Annotated in this window: 8 protein-coding genes; all 8 read right to left on the reverse strand. The window is 68.0% G+C overall.

Translation table 11 applies throughout. The annotated features are described in order from the left end of the window. Positions 1-42: 42 nt before the first annotated feature. Genes ACFOYU_RS08155 through ACFOYU_RS08190 form a run of 8 tightly spaced genes read right to left on the reverse strand, consistent with a single transcriptional unit; the run spans position 43 to position 11,628 of the window. Positions 43-1,206, reverse strand: a complete 1,164-nt coding sequence (locus ACFOYU_RS08155) for an ABC transporter permease (RefSeq protein WP_377033160.1) — start codon at positions 1,204-1,206, stop codon at positions 43-45. Beyond that, complete coding sequence (locus ACFOYU_RS08160) at positions 1,203-2,222, reverse strand: ABC transporter permease (protein WP_377033161.1); 1,020 nt, start codon at positions 2,220-2,222, stop codon at positions 1,203-1,205. The genes ACFOYU_RS08155 and ACFOYU_RS08160 overlap by 4 nt, the downstream gene beginning before the upstream one ends. Beyond that, on the reverse strand, positions 2,219-4,135 hold the full coding sequence (locus tag ACFOYU_RS08165) for an ABC transporter substrate-binding protein (protein WP_377033162.1): 1,917 nt from the start codon (positions 4,133-4,135) through the stop codon (positions 2,219-2,221). The genes ACFOYU_RS08160 and ACFOYU_RS08165 overlap by 4 nt, the downstream gene beginning before the upstream one ends. Beyond that, positions 4,135-6,000: a dipeptide ABC transporter ATP-binding protein gene (locus tag ACFOYU_RS08170; RefSeq protein WP_377033163.1), complete on the reverse strand. Its 1,866-nt coding sequence runs from the start codon at positions 5,998-6,000 to the stop codon at positions 4,135-4,137. The genes ACFOYU_RS08165 and ACFOYU_RS08170 overlap by 1 nt, the downstream gene beginning before the upstream one ends. A 34-nt stretch (positions 6,001-6,034) precedes the next feature. Next, positions 6,035-7,960, reverse strand: coding sequence for a glycosyltransferase (locus tag ACFOYU_RS08175; RefSeq protein WP_377033164.1), 1,926 nt, complete (start codon positions 7,958-7,960; stop codon positions 6,035-6,037). A 4-nt stretch (positions 7,961-7,964) separates the two neighbouring features. After that, positions 7,965-9,098 carry a glycosyltransferase family 4 protein gene (locus tag ACFOYU_RS08180; protein ID WP_377033165.1) on the reverse strand — a complete coding sequence of 378 codons (1,134 nt, stop codon included), beginning with the start codon at positions 9,096-9,098 and terminating at the stop codon, positions 7,965-7,967. Continuing rightward, positions 9,095-10,369 carry a glycosyltransferase family 4 protein gene (locus ACFOYU_RS08185; protein WP_377033166.1) on the reverse strand — a complete coding sequence of 425 codons (1,275 nt, stop codon included), beginning with the start codon at positions 10,367-10,369 and terminating at the stop codon, positions 9,095-9,097. Before ACFOYU_RS08185 ends, ACFOYU_RS08180 begins: the two co-directional genes overlap by 4 nt. Positions 10,370-10,377: 8 nt before the next feature. Beyond that, the gene (locus ACFOYU_RS08190; RefSeq protein ID WP_377033167.1) at positions 10,378-11,628 is read right to left on the reverse strand and encodes a glycosyltransferase family protein; all 1,251 of its coding nucleotides are present in this window, start codon (positions 11,626-11,628) and stop codon (positions 10,378-10,380) included. Positions 11,629-11,696 lie beyond the last annotated feature (68 nt).

Raw genomic sequence — 11,696 nt, forward strand, 5'->3', positions numbered from 1 at the left:
GTTCCGGGAACGGTCCGACGCGACCCTTCGTTCGCATCCGCGTCAGTGATACGGATCCGCCGCGTCGCGCAGGCCGTCGCCCATGAAGTTGAAGGCGAGGACCACGATCACCACGGGGGCGATGGGAAAGAGCAGCCACGGGTGGAGCTGCACGGCGGCGAGATTCTGCGCCTCGTTGAGCAGCACGCCCCAACTCGTCACCGGCGGACGCAGGCCGAGCCCCAGGAAGGAGAGGGCGGTCTCGCCCAGGATCATGGACGGGATCGACAGGGTCGCGGAGGCGATCAGGTGGCTCATGAAGTTGGGGATGAGATGGCGCCCGATGATGCGCCTCTTCGAGGCCCCCATCAGCTCCGCCGCCTTCACGAAATCCTCCTCGCGCAGCGACAGCAGCTTGGAGCGCACCGCGCGGGCGAGGCCCGGCCAGTCGAGAAGGCCGAGGATGATCGTGATGCCGAAGAAGACGAGGATCGGGCTCCAGTTGGGCGGCAGGGCCGCGGACAGGGCGAGCCAGAGCGGCAGCTCCGGCAGGGAGCGCAGGATCTCGATGATGCGCTGGATCACGTGATCGACCCAGCCGCCGAGATAGCCGGCGAGGCCGCCGAACAGGAGGCCGAGGGAGAACGATACCGCGATGCCGACGATGCCGATGGTGAGCGAGATGCGCGCCCCGTAGATGATGCGCGAGAGCAGGTCGCGGCCGAGCCGGTCCGTTCCCATGATGAACAGGGTGCCGTTCTCGGGCGGGCAGAAGAGGTGGAAGTCCGTCGTCCACAGGCCCCAGAACTCGTAGGCGTCGCCCCGGCAGAGGAAACGGATCGGCTGCGGATTGGAGGTGTCGACCGTGTAGACCCGCCGGAAGGTCTCCAGGTCGAAGCTCTGCGAATAGGGATAGACGAAGGGGCCGACGAAGCGGCCCTCGTGCATCAGATGCACCCTTTGCGGGGGCGCATAGAGGAACTCGCCGTTGCGCTTGGTCTGGTTGTAGGGTGCGATCACCTCGACGAAGGGCACTACCAGATAGAAGGCGAGCAGGATGAACGCGGCGGCCACCGCGACCTTGTGGCGGCGGAACTTCCACCACATCAGCCGCCAGGACGAGGCGCGGTAGAAGCTTTCGTTCTCCGCGCCGACGGGCTCCGTCGCGCCGGGATCGAAGGGCGTGGGATCGACGAAATGGCGCCGGGAGGGAGCGACCTCGTTCATCGGCTGCCTCCCAGGCGAATGCGGGGATCGAGCAGGGCGAGCAGGAGGTCGGAGACCATCATGCCGATCACCGTCAGCACCGCGACGAACATCAGGATGAAGCCGGCCAGGAACTGGTCCTGGCTCTTCAGGGCGCCGAGCAGGATCGGTCCCACCGTCGGCAGGCTCAGGACCAGCGACACGAGCACCGAGCCCGAGATCAGATGCGGCAGGAGGTTGCCGATATCGGCGATGAACGGATTCAGCGACATGCGGAACGGATACTTGAGAAGCGCCTTGCCCGGCGGCAGGCCCTTGGCCTTCGCGGTCACGTAGTACTGCTTGCCGAGCTCGTCGAGAAGGTTGGCGCGCATGCGCCGGATCATGGCCGCCGTGCCCGAGAGGCCGATGACCAGGGTCGGCACGATCAGGTGGGACAGGAGCGACTTGGTCTTGTCCCAGGTCCAGGGTTCGCCCGCATATTGCGCGTCGTAGAGCCCGCCGATGGAGACGCCGAACCAGCGGTTCATGTAGTAGAGCAGGATCAGGGCGAGCAGGAAGCTCGGCGTCGCAAGGCCGATATAGCCGATGAAGGTGGCGATGTAGTCGCCGACCGAATATTGCCGGGTCGCGGAGTAGATCGCGATGGGGATCGACACCACGTGGATGAAGATCACCACCGCCAGGTTGACGAGGAGCGTCAGCCACAAGGCGTCGCCCACCACCTCCGCCACCGGCCGGTCGAATTCGAACGACCAGCCCCAGTCGCCCTGGAGCAGGCCGGAAAAGCCGTTCGGCCCGGGCATCACGCCGATCCAGACCAGATATTGCTGCCATGCGGGCTTATCGAGCCCGTATTGCTGGATCAGGAATTCGGCCTTGGCGATGGAGGCGGATTCCCCCTGCGCCCGCAGTTCCGCGATCTGGTTGGTCAGGAAGTCTCCCGGCGGCAGCTTGATGATGAAGAACACCAGCGCCGAGATGATCAGGAGCGTCACGCACATGGTGACGAGGCGACGCAACAGAAAACGGATCATCGGCGGGCCTCTTTGCCGGCGGCCTTGTTCCAGTACAGCTCGTCAGGGCGGTAGATGCCGATCATGGCGGTCGGCTCCCAGCTGTAGAGCGCCTTGTCGGGCAGCCCGTGCAGGCCGTTGCGCAGGACGATGGGCTGCAGCGCGCCCGCGACCGTGCCGATCACCCACTGGTTCTCCGCATGGTTGCGCAGCATCTCGGTCCAGACCTCCCGCTGCACGGTTCTGTTGCCGGTGTTCATCCAGGTCTCGTAGAGCTGGAGGAGGCGCTCCGCTTCGGGAATGTCGACCGGGTCGCCGTTCTTGCCCTTGGTCTCCACGTACTGGCCCCATTTCGGCCAGGCGTAGTTGTCCTGGCGCATGGGGGCGTATTCCGTCGGCGGCATGATGGCCGTCGGAATGGCGTTGTCGAAGCCCGCGGACGCCACCATGACGGTGAGGCCGGCGTAGGACCGGTTGCGCAGGACGGTGCGGTCCTGCGGCTTGATGAACAGCTTCACGCCGATCTCGCGCCAGAACTCGGCGATCAGGGTCAGCCCGTCCACCACGAGGCTGCTTTCGCCGTCCGTCTCGACGATGATCTCCAGCTCCCGCCCGTCTGGCAGGAGGCGTATGCCCGCGCCGTTGCGCTCCGTCAGGCCGATCTCGTCCAGAAGGCGCGAGGCCTCCGCGGGATCGTAGGTGGCGTTGAGCGTCCGCAGCTCCGGAGAGAACAGGGGGCTTTCGGCCACCACCGTGTTGTTGCCCTCGACGCCGAGCCCGAAGAGGAGCGCGTTGTTCAGCGTCCTGCGGTCGATGCCCAGGGACAGGGCGCGGCGGTAGCGCACGTCCCGGTTCAGCTTGCGCCACACGGGATCGGTGGTGTTGAGGTTCGGATAGAGCGCCAGCTCCGTGCCGCGGGCATAGGGCCAGAGCAGGGTCTTGTAGCCCTTGGCCTTCTCGCCCTCCTTCAGGATCGGCACGTCGGTCATGGACAGGCCGCGGAACAGGAGGTCGACCTCGCCCGCATTGGCCTTGGCGGCGAAGAGGCCGGGGGCGGACACGTCCATGATGATCCGGTCGAGATAGGGAAGCTGCCGGCCCTCGTCGTCGATGCGGTGATAATAGGGATTGCGCTCGAAGACGAAGCGCGAGGCGGGCGCGGTATTGGTGATGCGCCAGGGCTGAAGGGTCGGCAGATCCGGGTTGGTCTGCTCCTTCATATCGTCGAGGCGGTTGTGCAGGGCGGCCCAGGATTTCAGCTTCTGCTTCCTGGCCTCCTCGTCGAGCGCCGCCTGGTCGGCATATTTGGCGTGAAAGCGCTTGAGATAGGCCGAGGCGCGGTAGATGCCGGGATCGAGCGGGCCTGCGAGCTGCGGCAGGAAACGCGGGTTCGGCTTGTCCCAGGTGTAGCGCACGGTCCGCTCGTCGAGCACCTCGAAGCGCGGGAGCTTGCCGTCCACCATCATGAACTCGGGCGGGCCCGCGGGGGACAGCTCCCGGTTCTGGGCCACGTCCTCCCAGTAATAGCGGAAATCCTCCGCCGTGAAGGGCGAGCCGTCCGACCAGCGATGCCCGGCGCGGAGGGTGAAGGTGAAGACGCGGTCGTCCTCGTTCTCCAGGCGCTCGAGAAGGTCGGGCTGGAGGTCGAGCTGCCGGTCGTAGCCGACGAGGCGCGTATAGGCATAGGTCGAGATGTAGCGGATGTCGCGCGCGCGCGGCACCAGCGTGACCACGTCCCCGCCGTAATCCCCGCCGGGCGGGTTCACCACGATGGAATTCTGCGGCAGCCGTTCGGCCAGCGGCGGCAGTTCGTTCTTCGCCACCTTGTCGGCGAAGAAGGGCGGTTCCACGAGCGTCCGCGCCAGGGCCGGAAGGGCGAAAAGGCTCAGCGCGGCGGCGAGGAAGAGACCCTTAGTTCTGAGTATCGTGGACATCACGCGGCCTCCAAAGCCCTGTGGCTTCCCAGGCGGACCCTGTGGCCCGGCTCGATCTCCTTCATCAGGCCGGCTTCTCCCTCGACGAGGCGGAAGGGTTCGGGCCAGTCGGAGGGATGGGAGAAGCGGTCGGTCCGCAGCTTGTCGAAATCGAGCGGGTGGTCGATGTCCGGGTCCGGCACGGCGGCCAGCAGGGCCTGCGTGTACGGATGGACCGGATTGCGGAAGAGCGAGGTCTTGGGCGCCTCTTCCACGATGTAGCCCCGGCACATGACCGCGATGGTGTCGGCGATGTAGTCCACCACGGCGAGGTTGTGCGACACGAAGATGTACGAGAGCCCGAGGGCGGATTGCAGGTCCTTGAGCAGGTTCAGGACCTGCGCCTGCACGGACACGTCGAGGGCCGAGACCGGTTCGTCGCAGAGCAGGACGCGCGGCTCGAGGGCGAGCGCGCGGGCGATGCCCAAGCGCTGGCGCTGGCCGCCCGAGAAGGAATGCGGGTAGCGCCGCAGGGAGCGCTGATCGAGCCCCACCATGTCGAGGAGCTGCTTGACGCGTTCGTAGCGCTGGTCGGGCGTGCCGATGTTGTGGATGCGAAGCGGCTCGGTGAGGATCTCGTAGACCGTCATGCGCGGATTGAGCGACGAGAACGGATCCTGGAAGATGAACTGCACGGAGCGGCGATAGGCGGTCAGGGCGTCGCCATCCAGTGCGAAGACGTTGCGCGGCCCGGTGCCGTCGTCGAAGATCACCTGCCCGGCGTCGGGCTGCATCGCTCGCATGATCATCTTCGAAACGGTGGTCTTGCCGCAGCCGGACTCGCCCACGAGCCCCAGGGTCCTGCCGGCGGGGAGGGTGAGGTTGACGTCGTTCACCGCACGGATGGTGCGGGTCTTTCCGGAGAACCAGCCCGACCGCAGGGTGAAGCACTTCGTCAGCCCCTCGGCCTTCAGGATCGGTCCCTTGGGCTCGGGCCGCTCCGGCGCATGGACGCGGGCAAGGGTGGCGCTCTTCACTTCGCGGATCGGCCTCAGCCGCTCGTCCTCGCCCATGTCGAAGCGGGGGACCGCGCGCATGAGCGCCTGGAGATAGGGATGCTGCGGATTGCGGAAGATGTCCTCCCGGGAGCCCGCCTCCATGACGCGGCCGCGATACATCACCACCACCTCGTCGGCCACGTTCGCCACCACGCCGAGATCGTGGGTGATGAGGAGCACCGACATACCGGTCTCGGCCTGGAGCTCCTTGATGAGATCGAGGATCTGGGCCTGGGTGGTCACGTCGAGGGCTGTGGTCGGCTCGTCCGCGATCAGGAGGGCGGGGCGCGTGATCAGCGCCATGGCGATCATGGCGCGCTGGCGCAGGCCGCCGGAGAGTTCGAACGGATAGGTGCGCAGCGCCCGCCTGGGATCGGGGAAGCCGACCCGGGCGAGCACCTCCATCGTGCGCTTGCCCGCCTCGGCCCGTCCCACGCGGGCATGGATCACGAGAGCCTCGCCGATCTGGTCCCCGATGGTGTGGAGCGGCGACAGGGACGTCATCGGCTCCTGGAAGATCATGGCAATGCGCCCGCCCCGCAGGGCGTGCATGGCGTCGCTCTCGGCGCCGATCTCCGCGATGTCGAGGGGAGCGGTCCCGGCGGGATCGTTGAAGACGATCGAGCCGCCCGACAGATGGGCCTTCTTCGGAAGAATCTGCAGGATGGCCTGCGCGGTCACGGACTTGCCGGACCCGGATTCGCCCACCAGCGCCACCGTCCTGCCCTTCGGGATATCGAAGGACAGACCGTCGACCGCGCGGAAATCTCCGGAATCGGCCTTGAAGTCGACGGTCAGCTGACGGATCGACAGGAGAGGCTTCTCCATGGACTCCTCCAGACGCGGTTTCGACGATAACGCTTCATTGCTCCACCGCGATCCTGCTTTCGTTACGGAATAACCGGTTTATCCGCAAGAAGCGGACCTCCCGGTCGGCGAGATAGGCCGCCAGCCCCTCGCAGAAGAACCATATGGATTCGTCGTGGACCTTGTGATGGGTCAAGAATCCGATGGGTTCGTCCGCATCCGCCGATCCTTCGATCCGCCGCTCGATCGCCGCGGCCACGCTTGCGACGAGCGTCGCTGGCTCGACGAGGCTGCGCGATCCGCACCAGTCGATGGGATCGATATGGGTGTTGATCTGGACGAGGTCCCTGACAGGTTGATGACGGTCCCGGTCCCTGAACGCGGAAAGAGCCCGGTAGCCCAGCCCCGGCAGGTGCGGCACGAGCCCCGGCGCGATCCGGTTCCAGGGCGGCACGAAGACCGGCAGGACCTTCTGGCCCAAGGCCGCCCGCGCCGTCCGGAGCGCATCCCCGGCCTCCGCCGCAAGGGTCGCGGTGGGGCGGTGATCGCCGAACTCGGCTTTCTTCTGGCCCGGCGGCGCATGATTGGCGTGGCTCCAGCCATGGACGAGGGCGAGCGCCCCGTCCTCGTCCCGCAGGCGGTGCGCGAGCGAGGCTTCGACGAGGGCGGGGATTGCCGCCAGGCCGATGCCCGCCTCGTAGCGGCGGGCAAGGCCGAGGAGACGGTCGAGCTCGGGCGTGTGCGCCACCGCATCGTCGTCCCGCCACCAGAAGCCGATCCCGCAGCCCGCATCACGGGCGCGGCTCAGGGCCTGGCCGATGGGCGACCAGTCGATGGGGCGGTGGAGTGCCGGCCTCGCGACGGAGAGGGTCTCGACGACCGTGACGCTCTCGCGCGCGCCGTCCAAGGACAGGGTGGGCGGCGGGGAGGAGGGACCGGCAAGGGCCTGCCGGACCGCATCGGCCAGGAGGGAACCCGACAGCCCGGCCTCCAGCACGATCTCGGCGAAGCCGAGGCTCTTCAGCCGCTCGGCGCGCAGGCGCTGCTCCGTCTCGCGCCCGGCCTCGAACGGCACGAGAACCGGCGTCACCCCGGCCTGCAGCAGATCGACGACGGTGTTGTAGCCTGCCTGGCTGACGGACACCTCCGCCAGCGCCAGCAGGTCCCGGAAGTCGCGCCGCGCCCGTTCGACCGTCGCATGGGGCGGGGCCATGGCCTGAAGCGACCGGAAATCGGCCTCCGCCACGCCACGCCCGATCAGGATGCGCCAGGGCCGGTCGGCAACCATGCGCGAGGCCTCGACGGCGGCACGGTAGAGCGGCAGGCTCGCCGCGCTCGACCCGCCCGACACGACGATGCCGCTCCGGGCGAGGTTCCGGGCCGGCGCGGAGCCCTCATCCACATAGCCGGTATAGTGCAGGAGGGGCGCCAGCTCCGGGTCCACCGGCCAGGAGGCCGTGAGCGGAACGATCCGGGGATCGCCATGCACCAGGACGGCGTCGTAGAACGCGGCGATGCGTCCATGGGCCTCGGCAACGCGCTCGGGCTTCGACGGGGCCACGAGGATGTCGCGGATCGAGGACAGGACGAGCGGGCGCGGCTGCAGGGACCGCGCCGCCTCCAGCAGCGCCATGAACTCGTCCGCGAGGACCCGGCGTCCGAACGGAAAGAGCTCGGTGACGACCACGTCCGGGCGGGCCTCCTGCAGGGTTGCGAGCAGGAGTTCCCGGCGCCGGTCGAGACGCGCCCGGTCGATGGGCGCGCCGGTCTCGTCGAGGAGCGTCTTGAAGTCCGTGCCGGTCGTGCGCACGGGCGGGAGCTGGACGAGGGACACGTCCTCGAAATCGGCCAGGGGAACCGGCGTTCCGCCCGAGACCAGGGTCGTCGCGTGTCCGGCGCGGGCGAAGGCGCGGGCCAGCGCCGCCGCCCGGGTCAGGTGCCCGGCGCCCAGGAGATGCGTGACGACGATCAGGACGCGCAAGACCCTATGCTCCGATCACCGCGTTGAGAGAGGAAAGCGCAGTCTGCAACCGCGCGGCGGCGTGGTCGAGATCTCTTTCGGCGGTCACGAAACGCCGGGCAGCGGCGGCGAACGTTTCCCGCCTGTCCGGGCTCTCGAGAAGCATCGCGACGGCCTGCGCGAAGGCCGCGGCATCCCCGGGCGGCGTCAGGAGACCCGTCTCGTTGTGCCTCACCACGCTGGCGACGCCCCCGAAGGCGCCCGCCACCACCGGACAGCCGAAGAGCTGGGCTTCCAGCAGGACCATGCCGTAGGCCTCGTTGACGGCGGGCCAGACGAAGAGATCGGCGCTCTCGTAGAGCGCCTTCAGGGCGGCCTTGCTCCCGACTTCCCCGTGGAAGCGTATCCGCTCCCCAAAAGGAGCGAAGAGGAGCCGGATCTCGTCCCGCGCCTCGCCGTCCCCGGCGATGTCGAGGGTCCAGGGCCGGTGCCGCAGCTCATCGAGGGAGGCGGCGAGGAGCCGGTACGAGGCCAGCTTGTCGCCGTCGCGCATCATGGCGACCGTGAGCAGGCGGGACGCCGCATCCGGCGCCTTCGGGACGGGAGGCGTGTCGGGCCATTCCCCGGCATCGATGAAGGGCGGCAGATCGACGAGGGCCTGGTGGGCGGGCTTCGCGGCTGCCAGGGCCTCGCGGTCATGGGCGGTCATGACGAAGACCGCGTCGGCCCGGTCCAGGGCCGCTTCCGCGCCCGCGTGGCCGAGCGCCCACGGACCTCCGGCGCGCTTGGCCGCGCGCGATCCCTCGGCCACGGCATAGGGGATGTTCAGGGCATCGGCGACGCGCGGTCCGATCCAGTCCGGGGCCTTGTAATAGACGTGGTAGGTGAACCAGAGGCAGGGGCGCTCCGCAGCGTGCAGGGAGCGGTAGTGCCGCACGAGGCGGTCCGCCTCGGCCAGAGCCTCCTTGCGGATGCTTTCCTGCAGGGCCGGTTCGCCCCCCTTGTCGAGGCTGCGCAGGCGGCTGGCGAGGCTCGGCGCGAAGCCGGCACGGCCGAGGGCCTTCATCAGGAGACGCGCCATGGTGCGGTCGCCGGACGGGGAGGGATGGTCCGGACTTTTCAGGGGGGCATAGAACGCAACGGACTTCGTGCTGTTCACGCGGCCACCGGATTTCGCGGACCCGTTTCGGTCAGGGCGCGGAAGCGGCCCTCCAGGTCGTCGATGCCGCCGTCCATGGAGAAGTCCCGGCGCAGGCGCTCATAGGCCGAGGCGCCGAGGGCCTGTCGGCGTTCGGGCTCTCGGGCCAGCAGGTTGACGGCGTTCGACAGCGCCTCCCAGTCGCCCGGCGGCACGAGCTGCCCGTCCGTGCCGTCGCGGATGAATTCGGGAATCCCCGCGAAGTCGGTCGCCAGGATCGCGAGCTTCTGGCTCGCGGCCTCCATGATCACGTTGGGCAGCCCGTCCCGGTCGCCGGACGCCGCCTTCTTGGACGGTAGGACGAACAGGTCCGCCTGCTGCAGGAGCGCGATCACGTCGGGCTGGGCCTTGGAGCCGAGGAACGCCACCTTGTCGGCGATGCCGTTCTGCTGCGCCTTCGCCTTCAGGCTGTTCAGGAGTTCGCCGCCGCCCACATGGGCGAAGCGCCAGTTGAGATCCTGCGGCAGGGCGGCCAGCGCCTGGATCAGGTCGTCGAACCCCTTCTTCGAGACCGCTCGTCCCACGGAGACGATCCGCACCGGATCGGCCGGGTCGGAGCCGTCCCGCATAGGCCGCGCCTCCGGCGGCGCCGGAAAGCGGGACAGGTCGAGCCCGTGATAGACCAGCGAGACATGGCCCGTCAGGGGGCTCAGGGATTGCAGGTGCTCGGCGCCCTGCGCCGTGCAGGTCACGCCCCACAGGGCTTCGGAGAGCTTCTCGCGCTTCTCCCAGTCCGGCGTGGTCCAGATGTCCTTGGCATGGGCCGAGAAGGTCCAGGAGCGGCCGGTCAGGAGGGCCGCGTAGCGCACCACGGAAGCCGGGGTGTGGAGGTAGTGGACATGCAGGTGGCCCACGTCGGCCGTGAGTTCGCGGGCCATGACGAAGGCCTGGCCGAGGCGGCGGACCCGGTTGGCGGTGAAGTCGCGTTTCAGGTCGCGCCAGAAGGTCTTCATCAGGGAGCCGAACGCCTTCCGGCGAAGGCTCCAGAGGGCGCCGCGCAGCACCCGAACGGGCTCCTCGTAGAGATATTCGGGCAGATAGGTCACCGGCGCCTTGATCTGCCGGTTCATGGGATGGACGGCCCTCTCGGTCGGGTGCCGCAGCGACCAGATCTCGAGCGGCAGCCCGCGCCCTTCGAGGGCGAGGATCTCCTGGGCGATGAAGGTCTCGGAAAGGCGCGGGTAACCTTTGACGACGACGGCGATCCGTCGGGCTGCAGGGGATGGAAGCATCCTGGCTCTTACTCGGCCGCCTGATGGTACGGGGCCGCAAAGGTGGTGGCGGTCTCGGCCAGAGCCTTAAGCCGCTCCTGCACCCGGTCAAGCCCGTCGAGCAGACCGGGGATCACCACCTCCGAGGGGCGCGGCTGCGACGAGAGACCTCGCAGGGCCTCCGTCATGCGCTCCGGCGTGCGCGGCTCCTCGTAGTCGCTCAGCATCCGCACGAGGCCGAGGCGCTCGGCCTCGACGGCGCGGATATATTGTTCCAGCCGGGGACGGGTGCGTGGAACGATGAGCGTGCGCTTGTCGAAGGACAGGACCTCGCAGAAGGTGTTGTAGCCGCCCATGGCCACCACGGCCTCGGCCTTCTGCATCAGGTGCTCGATCTTGTTGTCGAAGGAGAGCACGTCGAGCTTCGGCTGCCGGGCGATGCGCTCCACGAAGAAGCGGCGCTTGTCCCGGTCGATGAAGGGGCCGAACACGACGAGGGCCGGCATCTCGATGGCCGGATCGGCCTCGTAGGCGGAGATGACCCAGTCGATGAGGTCGTCCCCGTCGCCGCCGCCGCCGGTGGTGACCAGGATGAAGGGCTGCTTCGTGATCTTGGGATAGCGGTTCAGCGAGGGCGTCGGCGGCACCTCCCGGCGCAGGTATCCGGTATAGGTGACGCGCTTCTCCACCTCCGGGGGCAGGTCGAGGGCCGCCAGCGGCTGGTAGACGTCCTTGAGCCCGTAGACCCAGATCTCGTCGTAATAGCGGATCAGGGCGTCCTTGGCGTCCTTGCGTTCCCATTCGGGAACCAGCAGGGCGGGCTCGTCCATCACGTCGCGGATGCCGAGCACGAGGCGGCAGCCGGCTTCCTGAAGATAGTCGAGGGCCGGCACGACCTCGCCGCGGAAGCCCGTGGGCTCCTTGTCGACGATGAACACGTCCGGCTGGAACGACTTCGCCGCCTGGAGAATGAGCGACTGGCGCAGGCGCACGGCCTCGTCGAGGCTCATGTTGAGGTTGAGGCAGCGGTAGTCGCCGTCGGGAAGCTTCGTCACGCCCGGAATGCGGATATAGTCGACGCCGCTGCCGAACTCAAAATTGCCGATCACGGGCGAGCCGGAAATGATGACGACGGAGGTCTCCGGCTCTTTCTCCACAAGGGCGTTCGCGATCGCCCTGGACCTGCGCAGGTGACCCAGGCCAAAGGTATCGTGGCTGTAGATAAGGACACGCGTGCCTGAGCTGCGCCCTGACGGAGCCTTCGTATGGTGAGATGCCATCTTCACATCCATGACCAAGTCCGCCGGGCAGGCGCCCCTTGGTGGAAAGGGTTTCAGTTGACGTTAGG

Source organism: Microvirga sp. GCM10011540, assembly GCF_042650665.1.
Lineage (GTDB): Bacteria > Pseudomonadota > Alphaproteobacteria > Rhizobiales > Beijerinckiaceae > Microvirga > Microvirga lenta.

Coding starts and splice junctions, on each gene's coding strand:
- ACFOYU_RS08185 (WP_377033166.1), bottom strand. CDS start 10,369: ATGCTTCCATCCCCTGCAGCCCGACGGATCGCCGTCGTCGTCAAAGGT.
- ACFOYU_RS08170 (WP_377033163.1), bottom strand. CDS start 6,000: ATGGAGAAGCCTCTCCTGTCGATCCGTCAGCTGACCGTCGACTTCAAG.
- ACFOYU_RS08165 (WP_377033162.1), bottom strand. CDS start 4,135: ATGTCCACGATACTCAGAACTAAGGGTCTCTTCCTCGCCGCCGCGCTG.
- ACFOYU_RS08160 (WP_377033161.1), bottom strand. CDS start 2,222: ATGATCCGTTTTCTGTTGCGTCGCCTCGTCACCATGTGCGTGACGCTC.
- ACFOYU_RS08190 (WP_377033167.1), bottom strand. CDS start 11,628: ATGGCATCTCACCATACGAAGGCTCCGTCAGGGCGCAGCTCAGGCACG.
- ACFOYU_RS08155 (WP_377033160.1), bottom strand. CDS start 1,206: ATGAACGAGGTCGCTCCCTCCCGGCGCCATTTCGTCGATCCCACGCCC.